The following is a 16,697-nucleotide window of genomic DNA, read 5'->3' as shown; positions in this document are numbered from 1 at the left end:
GCCCGAGTGGTTTACAACTGGCGGGTAACCTCCTCCCGACCAGGCCCGTGGAGATCCCGCATGAGCGCCAGCCCCAGCCCGTACCCCCACCTGCTGAGCCCGCTGGACCTCGGGTTCACCACGCTGCCCAACCGCGTCCTGATGGGCTCCATGCACATCGGCCTGGAGGAGGCGGAGCGCGGTTTCGAGCGCATGGCCGCCTTCTACGCGGAGCGGGCGCGCGGCGGCGTCGGCCTCATGGTGACCGGCGGCATCGCGCCCAACGACGAGGGCCGCCCCTACCCCGGCGGCGCCAAGCTCACCACCGAGGCGGAGGCCGCGCAGCACCGGCAGGTCACCGAAACGGTGCACGCGGCGGGCGGGCGCATCGCGCTCCAGATCCTGCACTTCGGGCGGTACGCCTACCACCCCGAGCTGGTCGCGCCGAGCCCGCTCCAGGCCCCGATCAGCCCCTTCGTACCGAACGAGCTGACCGACGAGCAGGTCGAGAGGACCGTCGAGGACTTCGTGCGCACCGCCGAGCTGGCGAAGGCCGCCGGGTACGACGGCGTCGAGATCATGGGCTCCGAGGGCTATCTGATCAACGAGTTCATCGCGGCGCAGACCAACCGCCGCGAGGACCGCTGGGGCGGCTCGTACGAGAACCGGATGCGCTTCCCCGTGGAGATCGTGCGGCGCACGCGCGAGCGGGTCGGCGAGGACTTCATCCTGATCTACCGGCTCTCGATGCTGGACCTGGTGCCCGGCGGCTCCACCCTGGAGGAGGTCGTCACGCTCGCCAGGGCGGTCGAGGCGGCGGGCGCGACGCTCATCAACACCGGCATCGGCTGGCACGAGGCGCGCATCCCCACCATCGCGACCTCGGTGCCGCGCGGCGCCTTCGCCTGGGTCACCAAGCGGCTGATGGGCGCGGTCGGCGTGCCGCTGATCACCAGCAACCGCGTCAACACCCCCGACAAGGCCGAGGAGTTGCTGGCCGGCGGCCACGCGGACATGGTCTCCATGGCCCGGCCCTTCCTCGCCGACCCGGCCTTCGTCGCGAAGGCCCGCGAGGGCAGGCCCGAGGCGATCAACACCTGCATCGGCTGCAACCAGGCCTGCCTCGACCACACCTTCAGCGGCAGGATCACCTCGTGCCTGGTCAACCCGCGCGCCTGCCACGAGACCGAGCTGGTGCTCTCGCCGACCCGGCTGCGCAAGCGCGTCGCGGTGGTCGGCGCGGGACCCGCCGGGCTCGCCTGCGCGGTGACGGCGGCCGAGCGCGGCCACGCGGTGACGCTGTTCGACGCGGCGGCCGCGATCGGCGGCCAGCTGAACGTGGCGCGCAGGATCCCCGGCAAGGAGGAGTTCGACGAGACGGTCCGCTACTTCGGCGTGCGCCTCGCCGAAGAGGGCGTGGACGTGCGGCTCTCCACCCCGGTGAGCGCCGCCGCGCTCGCGGAGTACGACGAGGTGGTGCTCGCCACCGGAGTCACCCCGCGCACCCCGGACATCCCGGGCGTCGACCACCCGAGCGTGGTCGGCTACCTGGACGTGCTGCGCGACGGCGCCGAGGTCGGCGAACGCGTCGCGGTGATCGGCGCGGGCGGCATCGGCTTCGACGTGGCGGAGTTCCTCACCGACGAGGGCGAGCGGGCGAGCCGGGACCCCGAGGTGTACTTCCGCCAGTGGGGCGTCGACACCTCCTACGCGACGCGCGGCGGCCTCACGACGCCCCGCCGCTCCCCCGCGCCCCGCTCCGTGCACCTCCTCCAGCGCAAGACCACCAAGGTCGGCGCGGGGCTCGGCAAGACCACGGGATGGATCCACCGCACCGAGCTGAAGCACCGGGGCGTGACGATGGTCGCGGGCGTGACCTACGACCGGATCGACGACGCGGGGCTGCACATCACGGTCGACGGCGAGAGCCAGGTCCTCCCCGTCGACACGGTCGTCCTCTGCTCGGGCCAGGAACCGCGCCGCGACCTGTACGAGGAGCTGCGCGCCGAGGGCCGCGCCGCGCACGTGATCGGCGGCGCGGACGTCGCGGCCGAGCTGGACGCCAAGCGCGCGATCCTCCAGGGCACGGAGCTGGCCGCCAAACTGTGAGGCGCGCCCGGGGACACGGCGCGCCGCCGGGGCGTGCTTAGGATGCGGCCATGTCCCTCCCGTACGCCATCCTGACCGCCCTGCTGGAGAAGCCGTCGTCCGGCCTCGAACTGACCCGCCGCTTCGACAAGTCGATCGGGTACTTCTGGTCGGCGACGCACCAACAGATCTACCGCGAGCTGGGCAAGCTGGAGGAGGCGGGGCTGATCAGGGCGCTGGTCCCGGAGCAGCCCGTGCGCGGCCAGAAGAAGGAGTACGAGGTGCTGCCCGAGGGCCGCGCGGCACTGGCCGCGTGGGTGGCGCTCCCCGAGGACCCGCGGCCGCCGCGCGATCCGCTGCTGCTGCGGATGCGGGCGGCCGCCGTGGTCGGCACGGCGGGCCTGGCCGGGGAACTGCGCCGCCATCTGGCGCTGCACGAGGCGCAGTTGGCGCAGTACCTGGCGATCGAGGAGAAGGACTTCCCGCCGGACCGCGACGCGCCCGACGACCGGCTGCGCCACCTGGTGCTGCGCGGCGGGATCGACCTGGAGACGTTCCGGACGGGCTGGCTGCGCCGGGCCCTGGCGGAGCTGGAGGGCTGAGGCCGGGCCCGTCAGTCCTTCAGTCCTTCAGTCGCTCCAGGATCCGGTCCATCCCGCTGTTCCAGTTCTCCCGCAGCGCCCGCGCCGCGCCCTCGACGTCCCGGCGCAGCAGGCACTCCGCGATGCGCTCGTGCTCCTCGGCCGAGCGCTCCAGGACGTCCTGGTCGCCGAGCGCGAGCCGTTCGTAGCGGTGCATCGTCAGCTTGAGCGAGGCGAGCAGGTCGAGCAGCCGGTCGTTGGGGCAGCCCGAGAGCAGCAGGTCGTGCCAGGCGTCGTCGTAGCGCTCTATGACGTCGTGCGGGGCCTGCTCCACGGAGAAGGCGCGCGCCTCTTCGAGCAGGCGCGGCGCCATCTCCGCCAGATGGGCCGGGTCGCTGGTCTCCAGGGCCAGCGATTCGAGGGTGGCGACGATCGTGGTGAGGTCGCGGAACTCCCGGGCGCTCATCGGGGTGAACCGGAAGCCCTTGCCGCGCTCGCTGGTGATGATGCCCTCGCGTTCGAGGGAGATCAGCGCCTCGCGCAGCGGGGTGCGGCTCACGCCCAGCTCGGTCGCGAGCTTCCCCTCGTTGATCGCTTCACCGGTCGGAATCGTGCCGCGCCCGAGGCGCTTCAGCAGCTCCTCCTTGACCTGTTCGCGCAGCGGACGGTTCTCGATTGGCATGGATGGCAGCCCTTCCCCTCGGTCGGCCAATTATCGGGTACGGGCGCCATCGCCCGGACCACGCGGGGCGCGGCGCGTTACGCGGTCCCGGCCCCGTCGACGGGGATCACCGCGCCGCTGATGAACGCGGCGGCGTCCGACGCGAGGAACGCGACGGTCTGCGCGATGTCCCTGGGCTGCCCGATCCGGCCGAGCGGCCGGTCCGCGGCCTCCTCGTAGAAGGCCGCCGCGCTCTCGCCGAGCTGGCGGGCCTCATCGGCGAGCATGCCGGTCGCGGTGTCGCCGGGGCACACGCAGTTGACGCGGATGCCGTCGGGGCCGTGGTCGATGGCCATCGCGCGGGTCATGTTCACCACGGCGCCCTTGGAGGCGCAGTACGAGACGGCCCGGCCGCCGCCCTGAATGCCCCAGCCGGAGCCGGTGTTGATGATGGAGCCGCCGCCCGCGGCGACCATGCCGGGTATCACCAGCCGGGACATCAGCATCACGGACTTGATGTTGACGGCCATCACGAGGTCCCAGTCGTCCTCGGTGATCTCGCAGACGGTGGAGCGGCGGATGACGCCCGCGTTGTTGAAGAGGATGTCGACGCCGCCGAACTCCTCCTGGGCGGTGGCGACGGTGCGCTCGCAGTCCTCGCGGCGCGAGACGTCGCAGCGCACGAAGAGGGAGCCGGTGTCCTTGGCGGTCCGCTCGCCGCCCTCGGTGTCGATGTCGGCGACGACGACGCGGGCGCCCAGCTCGGCGAGGACGGTGGCGGTCGCCCGGCCGATGCCCGCTCCGCCGCCGGTGACGATCGCGCGCTTGCCTTCGAGGCTGATCATGCGTGGTGCTCCTTCTAGTTCTGTTTTCTTCTCTGGAACGTGCTCGTCAGTGTGCGACCCGGTAGACCGCGCTGCGCGAGCGGCCCGTGATCACGCGGGTGTGGCCGGCGAGTTCGGCGTCCAGCGCCTCGTCGCCCGTGTCCACCAGCAGGGGCCGGCCGCCGAGCGCGGCGAGCTTCGCCTCGGTGCTGAGGACGAGGAACCGCTCGCGGCCCGTGGCGCGCAGGACCCTGGGCGAGATCTGCTGGTTGCCCCGGCCCAGCAGGAACCCCTGGCCGCCGATGGGCGAGACGGCCAGCCACAGCGGCGCTCCCGGCTCCCCGGCCAGGCACGCGAGGTCCGACTCGGCGACGTCCGTGGCGTACGGCCGGGCCGAACCTCCGCGTACGTCGAGGACGTTGACGCCCGCGAGCGGGACGTCCGCGCCGAGGGCCGCCGCCACCGCGCGGGTCGTGGTGCCCGGCCCGACGACGAGCCGTCCCCGCTCCCCGATGCGCGCCGCGACCTCGGCCGCGATGCCGCCGACGGCCTCGGGGGCCTGCGCGGTAGAGCCGGTCTTGCGCTGCTGTACGCGGACGGGGACGTCCGGCACGGCGAGCCAGCCGTAGAGCCGCGAGCGCAGCCGGCCCGCCCGCAGCTCGGCCTCGTCGCGGTCCATCACCTCGGCCTCGCGCAGCCGGGCGCGCCGCCCGGCGCCCCCGAGCCACGCGGCGGCGACCTCGCCCGCGGCGCGGGGGTTCACGGCGAAGACCGCGGAGTGCATCTTGACGCCGGTGGGGACGCCGAGGACCGGGCACGGGGCGCCGTCCAGGCCCGCGAGCACGTCCCTGGCGGTGCCGTCGCCGCCCGCGAAGAGGAGCAGGTCCACGCCGCGGGCGGCCAGGGCGCGGACGGTGGCGACGGTGTCCTCGGGAGTGGTGTCCCCCTCGGCTCCGTACACCGACCGCGTGCCGAGTCCGGCCGCGAGCGCCGAGCGCTCCCCCATCGCGCCCGCCCCGGTCAGCACCTCGGGGCGCACCCCGCGCGCGGCCAGTTCGGCCAGCGCGGTCGTCGCCCGCTCCCCCGCCCTGGCGACGGCGCCCAGTGCGCGGGCGCGGCGCTGGCGCTCCGTACCGTCGCTGCCGCCGAGGCCGACCGGGCCGCCGAGTCCGGCGACCGGGTTGACCACGAGGCCGATCCGGGCGGGGCGGCCCGGGGCGTGCGCGCCGACGGGCCCTGTCACTCGCCGAGCACCTTGCGGCGGTAGGCGCGCCAGGTGACCGCCCACACCTCGGGGTCGTCCAGCGCCTCGGGGCGGATGCGGTGCACGGTGGAGCGGTGCGGCGCGGTGCGTACGGTCTCCGGGTCCTCGTACGCCTCGCGCGCGACCTCTTCGAGGATCGCGGCGTACTCGTCGAGGTCGGCGCGGGAGTAGGACTCGGTGGGCTCCAGGGTCATCGGCTCGGGGACCACGTAGGGGTGGTGGCTGGTCCAGTAGTGCGTGCCGAAGTCGGCGGCGCGGATGCCGATCTGCTCGCTGTGGATGCCGGTGTCGGCGTGCAGCTCCTCCCAGCTGTAGCGGACCTGCTCGACGCGCTGGCGGCCCTCGGCGTACGGCACGGAGACGCCCTTGATCTGCCGGACCTTGTGCAGCAGGTAGTTGTTGTTCAGGACGGCGGTCTCGGCGGTCTCGCGCAGGCCTTCGGCGCCCATGGACATGATCCACGCGTAGGCGCGGACGAGGTTCGGCACGACGCCGTAGAAGGGGCGCATCTTGCCGACCGAGCGGGGCCGGTCGTCGTCGATCCAGTAGCGGTCGTCCTCGGCGTCGTACTCGACGGTGGGACGGGGGAGGTAGGGTGCCAGCGCCTCGGTGACGCCGCAGGCTCCGGCGGCGGGTCCGCCGCAGGCGTGCGGGGTGGAGAACGTCTTGTGCAGGTTGAAGTGGCAGAGGTCGAAGCCCGCTTCGCGGGCGCGGGTGATGCCGAGGATGCCGTTGGCGTTGGCCTGGTCGTACGCGCAGAGGCCGCCCGCCTCGTGGACGATCCGCACGAACTCCTCGATGCGCGGGTTGTAGATGCCGGTGTCCTCGGGGTTGGTGATGAGGAGGGCGGCGGTGCGCGGGCCGACGGCGGCCTTCAGGGCGTCGATGTCGGGGTAGCCGTCGGCGTCCGGGTGGAGCGTGATGACCTTGAATCCCGCGGTCTTGGCGCAGGCGGCGTTGGAGGGGTGCGAGAAGAGGGTGGTGATGATCTCGTCGCGCTGCTCCAGCTCGCCGCGGTCGGCGAAGTAGGCGCGGATCATGGCGACGTTGGTGTAGATCGCGGCGGATCCGGCGCCGGGCTGGAGGGAGACCCGGTCCATGCCGGAGATCTCCTTGAGGAGTCCTTCGAGGCGGTGGATGATCTCCAGGACGCCCTGTGCGGTGGACTCGTCCTGGCGGGGGTGGAGCGCGGCGACGCGCGGGTCGCGGACGAAGGTGTCGTTGACCTTGGGGCTGTACTTCATGGTGCAGGTGCCCTGGCCGACGTCGACGTTGAGGTCGGCGCCCAGGTTCTCCTGCGAGAGGCGCAGGTAGTGGCGGAGCACCTGCTGCTGGCCGAGCTGGGGCAGGGCGGGCGGGGCGGTGCGGCGCAGGGCGGCGGGGACCAGGTCGGCGCCGTCGCCGACGGCGGCGGTGACCTCGGGGTCGGGGGCGGGGACGAGGATGCCGCGCTCGCCCTCCGCACCGAGCTCGAAGATCAGTTTCTCGTCCCAGCTGGCCTGGTGGAAGCGGCGCAGGGCGGGCTTGGCCGCGATGCGCGCCTCTTCGGGGGCGACGGGGCGCGCGGGCTGGTGGGCGCTCACTTGGCGATCTCCTCAAGGGCGGCGGCGAGCCGGTCGATGTCGGCCTTGGTGTGGATTTCGGTGACGCAGTACAGGGCTTCGCGCTCGCCGGTCGGCACTCCGCCGTGGATGCCGCGCGCGACCAGTTCGGCGCCGGTCCCGGCGGCGGTGCGCCGCCCGGTGAAGCGGAGGGTGAAGTCCGCGAAGTGCGCGGCGTCGGCGTACGGCACCTCGATGCCGGGCACTTGGGCGAGGCGCTGTTTGGCGTAGGCGGTGTTGGCGAGGATCGTGGCGCCGATGTCGCGCATGCCGTGCGGGCCCATCAGGGAGAGGTAGACGCCCGCGCCGATGCCGTGGAGGGCGGCGGCGGTGCCGACCCATTCCTTGCCCTCCTCGCGCTGTGCGAAGGAGGTCCGGTCGTAGGCGACGTCGCCGAAGCCGTACTCGCCCTCGACGTCGGTGGGCACGATGCCGAAGAGCCGCGAGGGGTACTCGGCGACCAGCCGCTCCTCGTCGCGCGTCGCGATGAACCCGGCGTTGCCGCCGCCGTAGCTCATGTGGATGCCGAGCGGCTGGATGTCGCCGCAGGTGATGTCGGCGCCGTAGGAGGAGGGCGGGGCGACGACGCCGAGCGTCAGGGGGTTGCAGCCGACGACGTACAGCGCGCCCGCCCCGTGGGCGAGTGCGGCGAGGTCGGGCAGCTGCTCGTCGACGATGCCGAGGTACGAGGGCGACTCGGCGTACACGGCCGCCACGTCGCCGTCGGCGAGCGCGGCGCGCACGGCGTCGAGGTCGGCGCGGCCGGTGGCGGGGTCGTGCGGGACGACGGTGACGGGGTGGTCGGGGCGGACGTAGTCCTCGATCTTGGAGAGCTTGTCCGGGTCGACGGGCGTGGCGATCAGCAGCCGGGTGCGGCCCGTGGCGCGGCCGGCCATGCGCAGGGCGGTGCCCGCGGCCTGGAAGCCGTCGTAGACCGGGACGTTGACGACGTCGACGTCGAGGAGTTCGGCCATCAGGGACTGGTACTCCCACAGGGCCTGGAAGCGGCCGTGGTCCTCGTAGGGCTCTCCGGCGTAGGCGGTGAGGAACTCGCTGCGGTTGACGACCTCGTCCACGACGGCCGGGACGTGGTGGGGGTAGCAGCCCGCGCCGAGGAAGCTGAGCATCTGGCGCGTTGAGGAGTTGCGGGCGAGCATGCCCTCCATGTGCCGGGTGAGTTCGGCTTCCGAACGCATGGGGGCGGGCAGGTCGAGCGGCCTGTCGAGTCGGAGGCCGGCCGGGATGTCGGCGTAGAAGTCCTCGACGCTCCGGGCGCCGACGGCCGCCAGCATCGAGCGGCGCACAGCGGGCGCGGAGTTGGGAATGTAGGGGTGGGCGGTCCCGCCGCGGGCGGGGTCCGCCGGAGCGGGAGTGTCCGGGGCGGGGTGGTCCTGGGGTGCCTGGGGGTCCATGGGGCGCCTTCCGCGTGTGCTGGGCTTTCGCAGCAAGTTTGCGTACACCTCTTGACGACTGAGCGCGTCATTCAGTGTTCTGTATACAGCATTAGGCATTCGGGCGTCAGGAGGCAAGGGTGTCAACCGCACGTACGAGAAGGGCAGTTCTGTCGGCGGGGCTGGCGGCCGGATCCGCCGCCGCGCTCGGCGGCTGCGCCATGGGAGGCGCCGGGAACGGCGCCGGAGGCGGAAGCACCGGCCTCGGCAAGGACGGCGACGGAAAGCGGGGCCCGGTCGAAGGGTCCATATCCGTCTGGTCCTGGGACGTCGCGGCCGAGGCGCTGAAGCGACTGGCCGCCGACTTCACCAGGAGCCACCCGGGCACGAAGGTGAAGGTCGTCGACATCGGGTACGACAACGCCAAGGACAAGATCACGGTCGGGCTGCGCGGCAACCAGGGACTCGCGGACGTCATCACCGTGGAGGGCCAGAGCGTGGCCTCCTACACGGGCAACTTCCCGCGCGGCTTCCACGACCTCACCGCCTACGTCGCCCGCTACGGCGCCGACTTCGACCGGGCCTCGTGGCGCACCGTGACCGACGCGAACGGCGCCATCAGGGCCGTCCCCTGGGACATCGGGCCCTGCGCGCTCTTCTACCGCAGCGACCACTACCGGCAGGCGGGCATCGACCCCGCCTCCGTCGAGACCTGGGACGACTTCGTCGCGGCCGGCGAGGTGATCAAACGGAAGACCGGCCACAAGATGCTGATCATGGACACCACCGACGACAGCCTCTTCCCCGTCCTGCTCCAGCAGCAGGGCCAGCACTACTTCAAGGGCGGGAAGGTCGCGGTCGCCACCCCGGAGGCCGTCCGCGCCCTCACCCTCATCAAGTCCCTGTACGACAAGGACCTCGTCGACTTCCAGAAGGGCTGGGACGGCCTGGTCACCGCCACCAAGGCGGGCAAGGCCACCACCACGCCCACCGCCGCCTGGTGGACCGGCACGCTCACCGCCGAAATGCCCGAACTGAACGGGAAGTTCGGCGTCGCGCCGCTGCCCGCCTTCACCGCCGGCGGGGCGCGCACCTCCAACCAGGGCGGCTCCGTCCTGGCCGTCCCCGCCCAGAGCCGCAACCCCGAACTGGCCTGGGCCTTCCTGGAGTACGTACTGACCAGCCCCGAGCGGCAGGTCTCCATGCTCCAGAAGGAAGGGCTCTTCCCCGCCTACCAGCCGTCCTACGACGACCCGTACTTCAGCGCCCCGCAGGAGTACTTCGGCGGTCAGCCCGCCCTCAAGGTCTTCGCCGACCTCGCCGCGACCGTGCCGCCCGTGGAGTACACCGACGACGGCGCCAAGGCCACTGACGTCATCAACTCGGCCGTCACCTCCGTGCTGCGGCGCGGCACCGACCCCGCCGAGGCGCTGGACTCGGCCGCCGCGCAGATCTCCTCGGCCACCGGACGCGAGCGGGTGGCCTGAACCCCATGGCACTCCACGCCCCCGAGGTCCGCGCGACACCGCCCGCACCGCCCGCCGCACCCCCCAGGAAGCCGGGGCGCCGCCGACGCGCCCTGCTGCCCTGGATGTTCGCCGGCCCCGCCGCCGCGCTCTTCGGACTCTTCTTCCTGTATCCGCTCGGCGCCAGCCTGATCCAGAGCTTCACCACCGAGCAGGACGGCGCCACGAAGTGGGTCGGCCTCGACCAGTACCGCCGGATGCTCGACGACCCGGCGTTCACCGACTCGCTGCTGAACACCGGGCTGATCCTGATCGTCCAGGTCCCCGTCATGATCGCGCTGGCGCTGCTGCTCGCCGGACTGCTCAACCAGTCCTGGCTGCGCTTCCGTTCGACCTGGCGGGCGATCTACTTCCTGCCCGCCGTCACCACGCTCGTCGCCTACGCGGTCGTCTTCCAGGTGCTGCTGAAGACGGACGGCGGCCTCGCCAACCAGGCGCTCGCGGCCGTCGGCATCGACACCGTCGACTGGCTGAACGACCCCACCTGGGCGCGCGTCGCCCTGATCGCCTCGCTCACCTGGCGCTGGACCGGCTACAACGCGGTGATCCTGCTCGCCGGGCTCCAGGCCATCGGCAAGGAGCAGTACGAGGCCGCCGCCATCGACGGGGCGTCCGCCTTCACCACGTACCGCAAGGTGATCGTGCCCCAGCTGCGCCCGGTGATCCTCTTCTGCGTGGTCACCTCCACCATCGGCACGCTCCAGCTCTTCGACGAGAACTACGTGCTCACCAGGGGCGGCCCCGACAACGCCACCCTCACCCCGGTCGTCTACCTCTACAAGGTCGGCTTCCAGCAACTGGACTTCGGCTACGCGGCCGCCATCGCCTGGGTCGTCGTCGTGATCATCGCGGCGATCTCCTGCGCCCAGTACTTCCTCTTCGGCAGGGAGCGCCGACGTTGAGAACCCTCACTTCGCTCGCGGTCAGGCTGCTGCTCCTGATCGGCGCCGTGGTCAGCCTGATCCCCTTCCTCTGGATGGCGATCGCCTCGACGCACTCCACGTCCGAGCTGTTCACCTCGCCGCCGCCGTTCCTGCCGGGCGGCGAGCTGCTGGACAACCTCGCCAGGCTCCAGGACACCATCGGCTTCGGCCGGGTCATGGTCAACAGCCTCGCCGTGGCGCTCGTGCACACCGCGCTCTCCTCGATCGTCTCGGCGATGTGCGGCTACGGACTCGCCAAGTACCGCTTCCGGGGGCGCGGGCTGCTGCTCGGCGTCATCCTGGCGACGATGATGATCCCCTTCCAGGTGCTGCTGGTGCCGCTCTTCCAGATGATGGCGAGCGTCGGCTGGATCAACACCTACCAGGCGGTGATCCTGCCCTTCCTGGCCAGCTCCTTCGGCATCCTGCTGATGCGCCAGGGCTTCGTGGACTTCCCCGACGAGCTCCTGGAGTCGGCGCGCATCGACGGCTCCGGCGAGCTGCGCACCTTCTACCGGATCGTCCTGCCCTGCGTGCGGCCGCAGCTCGGGGCGCTCGTCATCTTCACCTTCATGGGCCAGTGGAACAGCTTCATCTGGCCGCTGCTCATGCTCAACACCGAGGAGAAGTACACCGTGCCCGTGGCGCTCAACACCCTCACCGGGCTGAGCCGCGTCGACTACTCCGGGCTGATGCTCGGATCGCTCCTCGCGACGCTCCCCCTGATGGTGGTCTTCCTGGCCTTCCAGCGGCAGTTCGTCTCCGGGCTGCTCGGCGGGGCGGTGAAGCAGTGAACCGCATCCACTACGGCGGCGACTACAACCCCGAGCAGTGGCCCGAGGAGGTGTGGGCGAAGGACGCGGCGCTGATGCGCGAGGCCGGGGTCACCATGGTCACCGTCGGCGTGTTCTCCTGGGCCAGACTCCAACCGGGCCCCGACCAGTGGGACTTCGGCTGGTTCGACCGCCTCCTGGACCTGCTGCACACCCACGGCGTCGCCGTGGACCTCGCGACCGCCACCGCGTCCCCGCCCGCCTGGCTGGTCCGGGCCCACCCCGAGTCCCTGCCGGTCACGGCCGACGGCGTGCGCCTGGAGTTCGGCTCGCGCCAGCACTACTGCCCCTCGTCGCCCGAGTACCGCACGGCCGCGCTGCGCCTGGTCAGGGCCCTGGCCGAGCGGTACAAAAACCATCCGGCACTCGCCCTGTGGCACATCCACAACGAGTACGGCGACCACGTCACCGAGTGCTTCTGCGCCCGCTCGGCCGCCCACTTCCGACGCTGGCTCGTCGAGCGGTACGGCACCCTGGAGGCCCTCAACCACGCCTGGGGCACCGCCTTCTGGTCCCAGCACTACGGCTCCTTCGACCACATCGAGCCGCCCCGCACCGCACCGGGACCGGTCAACCCCACACAGGTGCTGGACTGGCGCCGCTTCTGCTCCGACGCGCTCCTCGAACTGCACCGCGCCGAGCGCGAGGTGCTGCGCGAGGTGACCCCCGAGGTGCCCGCGACGACCAACTTCATGTCGATGATGAAGGACCTCGACTACTGGCGCTGGGCCGAGCACGAGGACGTCGTCTCCGACGACGCCTACCCCGACCCGGCCGACCCCCTCTCGCACGTCACGGCAGCCATGAACTACGACCTGATGCGCTCCCTCAAGGGCGGCAGGCCCTGGCTGCTGCTCGAACAGGCGCCGTCGGCCGTGAGCTGGCGCCCGGTGAACGTCCCCAAGAAGCCGGGGCTCGGCCGCCTCTGGTCGCTCCAGGCGCTCGCGCGCGGCGCCGACGGGATCATGTACTTCCAGTGGCGGCAGGCCCGCGCGGGCGCCGAGAAGTTCCACAGCGCGCTCCTCCCCCACCGGGGCACCGCCTCGCGCGGCTGGCGCGAAACGGTCCGCTTCGGCGCGGAGCTCGGCCGCCTCGCCGAGGTGGCGGGCAGCCGGATGCGCGGCGGGGTGGCGATCGTCCTGGACTGGGAGTCCTGGTGGGCCCTGGAGGGCACCGACCACCCCTCCGAGCGGATGCGCTGGCCCGAGCTGCTGCGCCCCTGGTACCGCGCGCTGTACGAGCGCGGCGTCACGGTCGACTTCGTACGGCCAGGCGGCGACCTCGACGGCTACCGCGCGGTCCTCGCCCCCAGCCTCTACCTGCTGCGCGAGGAGGACGCCAAGAACCTCACCGCGTACGTCGCCGGGGGCGGCCACCTGGTGTGCGGCGGGTTCAGCGGGGTCGTCGACGGCCACGACCACCTGCACGACGGGGGCGCGCCGGGACCGCTGCGGCCGCTGCTCGGGGTGGCCGTGGACGAATTCTGGCCGGTCGCGGACGGGGAGTCGGTGCCCGTCGGCGAGCTGGGCGCGGCGAGCCTGTGGACCGAGTGGATCGAGGTCGAAGCGGGCCCCGAAGCGGACACCGGGACCGTCGAGACCGTGGCGGCGTACGGCTCGGGGCCCCTCGCGGGGCGCCCCGCGATCACCCGCAACGCCCACGGCGCGGGCGCCGCCTGGTACGTCAGCTGCCCGCACGGCACGCACACCGACGCGCTGCTCGGCCGCGTCCTGGCCGAAGCCGGGGCCGGACCGGTCGTGCCGGGGCTGCCCGCGGGAGTCGCCGCGACCGTCAGGAACGGCCAGGACCCCGCGCACTCCTACCTCTTCCTGCTCAACCACTCCGACGGACCCGCCGACGCCCCCGTCCCCGACGGCACCGACCTGCTGACCGGCTCCCCGGTCTCCGGCCGCCTGCGCCTGGAACCGCTGGGCGCCGCGGTGATCCGCACCACCCACCCCCTCCCACAGAACGACAGGTGACCATGCACCCCGCATCCAGAGCCGCATCGGCCGCGCTCGTCGCCGCCGCCCTGCTCGTGACGCCGCTCCCCTCGTCGGCCGCCCAGGCGCCCGCCGCGCACGGCCCCGCGCACCCCGACTACGCGAACGTCCTGGACCTCCAGGGCTCACCGCTGGTCGCGCTGCCCGGCGACGAGGAGGACGACAACCCCGTCAACGTCTTCGCCGACCGGGGCGCCTGGCACGCCTACGCCCTGCCGAAGGCGGACGCCCCCGCCACGTACGGCGGCTTCACCGGGCCGATGTACATCGCGCAGGAGTACCCCTGGTGGCTGAGCCGGGGCTTCAGCCGCATCGCGCTCGCCGAGGGCGGCGAGGAGCTCGACCTCGCGGGCGGCGGAGCACCCCGCTTCACCTCGCTGCCCGGTCTGCTGCGCCAGGAGTACGACCTCGGGCAGGGCCTGCGGCTCGCCCTGGAGCTGCGGTACGCGTCCAACCGCACCGCCCTGGTCCGCGCCACGCTGCACAACACCGGCCGCACCGCCCGTACGCTGGAGCCGAGTTGGACCGGCTCGCTGCTGCGCCCGGCCGACGCGCCGATGCGCGACGCGCCCTCGCTCGCCGCGACGGGATGCGGGGTGTCCGTGGGCTTCGCGAAGGTCCGCGAGACGTGGGACTACCTCACCGACGGCACCGAGCGCTTCGAGGTCACGCATGCCGGGCGGGTGCGCACGACCGTGGACGGCGACAGCTACCGCACGCGGGCGCAGGCGCCGCTGCGGCTCGCGCCCGGCGCCACGCGCAGCCTCGACTGGACGGAGTCGTACACCTTCACCGCCGCCGAGCGCACCAGGGAGGCCCCCGCCGTCCGCGCGGCGCTGGCCCTTCCCGGACTCGTCGCCGCCGAGGGCGACCGGCGCTGGCGCGGTTACGTCGCGGGCGCGACGCGGGGCGTGCCGGTCGAGCGGCGCAGGGTCGCGGTCAAGGCGATGCAGACGCTGGTCACCAACTGGCGCAGCGCGGCCGGCAGGATCGCGCACGACGGAATCACCCCGTCCATCTCGTACAAGTGGTTCACGGGCGGGGTGTGGGCGTGGGACACCTGGAAGCAGGCGGTGGGCACCGCGCGCTTCGACCCGGGGCTGGCGCAGACCCAGATCCGCTCGATGTTCGACCACCAGATCACGGCAGGTTCCCCGACCCGCCCGCAGGACGCGGGCATGGTCCCCGACGTGGTGTTCTACAACGACCCGACGACGGAGGGCGGCAACTGGAACGAGCGCAACTCCAAGCCCCCGCTGGCCGCCTGGGCCGTCTGGGAGGTGTACGCGAAGTCCGGCGACCGCGCCTTCCTGCGCGAGATGTACCCGAAGCTCGCGGCCTACCAGGCGTGGTGGTACCGCAACCGCGACCACGACCGCAACGGCCTCGCGGAGTACGGCGCGACCGTCGACCCGGCCAACGACTCGCCCGAGCAGCAGCGCCTCGCGGCGGCCTGGGAGAGCGGCATGGACAACGCGCCGCGCTTCGACAAGGCGCTCGGCACCGCCGTGCTGCCCAACGTGGACGCGGCGGGGAAGGTGACCGGCTACTCGGTCAACCAGGAGTCGGTGGACCTGAACGCCTATCTCGCCGCCGACCAGGGCTACTTGGCGCGCATCGCGGGCGCGATCGGCAAGGGCGGGGAGGCGAGGGGCTGGGCCGCGAAGGCGCGGGCCACGCACGCGGCGGTGCGGGAGCGGATGTACGACCCGGCGACGGGCTGGTTCCACGACAAGGCGCTGGGCTCGGAGAAGCTGCTGACCGAGCGGGGCCGGGGCATCGAGGGGGCGATCCCGCTGTGGACGGGCAGCGCCTCGCGCGAGCAGGCGGCGGCGGTGCGCGGAAAGCTGAACGACCCGGCGGAGTTCGCCACGAAGGTGCCGTTCCCCACCGTCGCCAAGAGCTCGCCCTACTTCGCGTCCACCAAGTACTGGCGCGGTCCGGTCTGGCTCGACCAGGCGTACTTCGCGGTCGGCGGCCTGCGCAAGTACGGGTACGGCGCGGACGCCGACCGGCTCACCGGGCGACTGGTGGACAACGCGGCGGGGCTCGCGGGCAACGGCCCCATTCACGAGAACTACGACCCGTTGACCGGCGACACCCTCAACGCGCCCAACTTCAGCTGGTCGGCCGCGCTGCTGCTGCCGATGCTGGCGGACGCGCCCGGTCCGTCCGGCGGCCAGGCGCCGTCCGCCAAGTAGTCGAGGACCGGCCCCGCCAGCGAACGCCCTTGCCGGGCTGCCGAGTTGGCGGGGTCGGAGCCGTTCAGCAGGCTGCCGACGGCGAAGACCCCGGGAACGGTGGTGCGGTGTCCCCCGTCCACCACCGGGCCCCGGGTCCCGGGGTCGATGGCGGCGCCCGCGCGCCTGGCCAGTTCGTGCTCGGGGATCCAGTCGCCGGTGAAGACGACCGTGTCGCAGCTGAGGGTGCGGGTGCGGCCGTCGCGCAGCCGGATGCCGACGCCGGAGAGCCGGTCGACGCCGTAGAGGCGGGTGACCACGGCGCGGGCGATCGGCTGGGTGCGGGCGCGGCGGGCGGGCGCGTCCTCGTCGGTGACCATCGCGGCCACCAGGACGCCCGCGCCGCGCAGGGTGCGCACGGCGGTGTCGGAGATCCGCTCGCCGCCGACGACCACCGCGCGCCGGCCGATGGGGGTGCCCCTGCGGACGGCGCCGATGAGTTCGCCGCCGGTGTAGACGCCCGCGGGGCGGGTGCCGGGGACGAGGCGGGCGCCGCGCGGGCGTTCGCGGGCGCCGGTGGCCAGGACCACGGCCCCGGCCGCGACGCGCTCGGGTCCCGCGGGGCCGACCAGGTCGAGGGTGCGCGGGGCGGCCCAGCCGATGGCGGTGACGCCGCCGCGGACGCCCGGCGGCGCGTCGCGGGCGCGGTCCACCACGTCGACGGTGACGCCCGTCGCGGACAGCGCGGTCGCGGCGGCGAGGCCCGCCGGGCCCGCGCCGACGACCAGGACGTCCACGGCGGCCGTGCGCGCACCGGCTCCGGCCGTGCGGTTCATCGTCGTC

At 72.9% G+C, this 16,697-nt stretch carries 12 protein-coding genes and 1 pseudogene; 7 read left to right on the top strand and 6 right to left on the bottom strand.

Features of this window, described 5'->3' with window-relative positions:
• The first annotated feature begins 60 nt into the window (after positions 1-60).
• A complete protein-coding gene (locus tag ACIBNE_RS02115) occupies positions 61-2,088 on the top strand; it encodes an FAD-dependent oxidoreductase (RefSeq protein ID WP_399268488.1) in 2,028 nt (675 codons plus the stop codon).
• A gap of 50 nt (positions 2,089-2,138) precedes the next feature.
• On the top strand, positions 2,139-2,669 hold the full coding sequence (locus ACIBNE_RS02110; protein WP_399268486.1) for a PadR family transcriptional regulator: 531 nt from the start codon (positions 2,139-2,141) through the stop codon (positions 2,667-2,669).
• Between the two features lie 19 nt (positions 2,670-2,688).
• Here ACIBNE_RS02110 and ACIBNE_RS02105 read toward each other — a convergent pair whose 3' ends face one another.
• The 5 genes from ACIBNE_RS02105 to gcvPA form a co-directional block, all read right to left on the bottom strand.
• Positions 2,689-3,330 carry a GntR family transcriptional regulator gene (locus tag ACIBNE_RS02105; protein ID WP_399268484.1) on the bottom strand — a complete coding sequence of 214 codons (642 nt, stop codon included), beginning with the start codon at positions 3,328-3,330 and terminating at the stop codon, positions 2,689-2,691.
• 77 nt (positions 3,331-3,407) lie between these two features.
• Entirely contained in the window at positions 3,408-4,154 is a 747-nt protein-coding gene (locus tag ACIBNE_RS02100) for an SDR family NAD(P)-dependent oxidoreductase (protein WP_399268482.1), read from the bottom strand.
• A 46-nt stretch (positions 4,155-4,200) separates the two neighbouring features.
• The gene (locus ACIBNE_RS02095) at positions 4,201-5,376 is read right to left on the bottom strand and encodes an ATP-NAD kinase family protein (RefSeq protein ID WP_399268480.1); all 1,176 of its coding nucleotides are present in this window, start codon (positions 5,374-5,376) and stop codon (positions 4,201-4,203) included.
• Positions 5,373-6,980 carry an aminomethyl-transferring glycine dehydrogenase subunit GcvPB gene (gene gcvPB / locus ACIBNE_RS02090; protein ID WP_399268478.1) on the bottom strand — a complete coding sequence of 536 codons (1,608 nt, stop codon included), beginning with the start codon at positions 6,978-6,980 and terminating at the stop codon, positions 5,373-5,375. Before gcvPB ends, ACIBNE_RS02095 begins: the two co-directional genes overlap by 4 nt.
• On the bottom strand, positions 6,977-8,410 hold the full coding sequence (gene gcvPA, locus ACIBNE_RS02085; protein ID WP_399268476.1) for an aminomethyl-transferring glycine dehydrogenase subunit GcvPA: 1,434 nt from the start codon (positions 8,408-8,410) through the stop codon (positions 6,977-6,979). The genes gcvPB and gcvPA overlap by 4 nt, the downstream gene beginning before the upstream one ends.
• Before the next feature lie 119 nt (positions 8,411-8,529).
• Between gcvPA and ACIBNE_RS02080 the strand changes: the two genes are divergently transcribed.
• The 5 genes and pseudogenes from ACIBNE_RS02080 to ACIBNE_RS02060 all read left to right on the top strand — a co-directional run.
• A complete protein-coding gene (locus tag ACIBNE_RS02080; protein ID WP_399268474.1) occupies positions 8,530-9,876 on the top strand; it encodes an ABC transporter substrate-binding protein in 1,347 nt (448 codons plus the stop codon).
• A gap of 5 nt (positions 9,877-9,881) precedes the next feature.
• The gene (locus tag ACIBNE_RS02075; RefSeq protein ID WP_399268472.1) at positions 9,882-10,817 is read left to right on the top strand and encodes a carbohydrate ABC transporter permease; all 936 of its coding nucleotides are present in this window, start codon (positions 9,882-9,884) and stop codon (positions 10,815-10,817) included.
• A complete protein-coding gene (locus ACIBNE_RS02070) occupies positions 10,814-11,632 on the top strand; it encodes a carbohydrate ABC transporter permease (RefSeq protein WP_399268470.1) in 819 nt (272 codons plus the stop codon). The genes ACIBNE_RS02075 and ACIBNE_RS02070 overlap by 4 nt, the downstream gene beginning before the upstream one ends.
• A complete protein-coding gene (locus tag ACIBNE_RS02065; RefSeq protein WP_399268468.1) occupies positions 11,629-13,653 on the top strand; it encodes a beta-galactosidase in 2,025 nt (674 codons plus the stop codon). The genes ACIBNE_RS02070 and ACIBNE_RS02065 overlap by 4 nt, the downstream gene beginning before the upstream one ends.
• Positions 13,654-13,655: 2 nt before the next feature.
• A pseudogene (locus ACIBNE_RS02060) lies at positions 13,656-15,761 on the top strand (MGH1-like glycoside hydrolase domain-containing protein); the annotation flags it as partial.
• On the opposite strand, the gene ACIBNE_RS02055 reads toward ACIBNE_RS02060, so the two are convergent.
• Positions 15,752-16,690 (bottom strand): FAD-dependent oxidoreductase, encoded by a 939-nt coding sequence (locus ACIBNE_RS02055; RefSeq protein ID WP_399268466.1) that lies wholly within the window; start codon positions 16,688-16,690, stop codon positions 15,752-15,754. The pseudogene ACIBNE_RS02060 and the gene ACIBNE_RS02055 overlap by 10 nt on opposite strands.
• Between the last annotated feature and the right edge of the window lie 7 nt (positions 16,691-16,697).

This window comes from Streptomyces sp. NPDC050504 (genome assembly GCF_044458065.1).
Classification (GTDB): domain Bacteria; phylum Actinomycetota; class Actinomycetes; order Streptomycetales; family Streptomycetaceae; genus Streptomyces.
This window is presented reverse-complemented; position numbering and strand designations above follow the sequence as displayed.

Bases quoted from the DNA above. Each gene is read 5' to 3' on its own strand.
- ACIBNE_RS02105 (WP_399268484.1), bottom strand. From the start codon at position 3,330: ATGCCAATCGAGAACCGTCCGCTGCGCGAACAGGTCAAGGAGGAGCTG.
- ACIBNE_RS02075 (WP_399268472.1), top strand. From the start codon at position 9,882: ATGGCACTCCACGCCCCCGAGGTCCGCGCGACACCGCCCGCACCGCCC.
- ACIBNE_RS02115 (WP_399268488.1), top strand. From the start codon at position 61: ATGAGCGCCAGCCCCAGCCCGTACCCCCACCTGCTGAGCCCGCTGGAC.
- ACIBNE_RS02055 (WP_399268466.1), bottom strand. From the start codon at position 16,690: ATGAACCGCACGGCCGGAGCCGGTGCGCGCACGGCCGCCGTGGACGTC.
- ACIBNE_RS02110 (WP_399268486.1), top strand. From the start codon at position 2,139: ATGTCCCTCCCGTACGCCATCCTGACCGCCCTGCTGGAGAAGCCGTCG.
- gcvPA (WP_399268476.1), bottom strand. From the start codon at position 8,410: ATGGACCCCCAGGCACCCCAGGACCACCCCGCCCCGGACACTCCCGCT.
- ACIBNE_RS02100 (WP_399268482.1), bottom strand. From the start codon at position 4,154: ATGATCAGCCTCGAAGGCAAGCGCGCGATCGTCACCGGCGGCGGAGCG.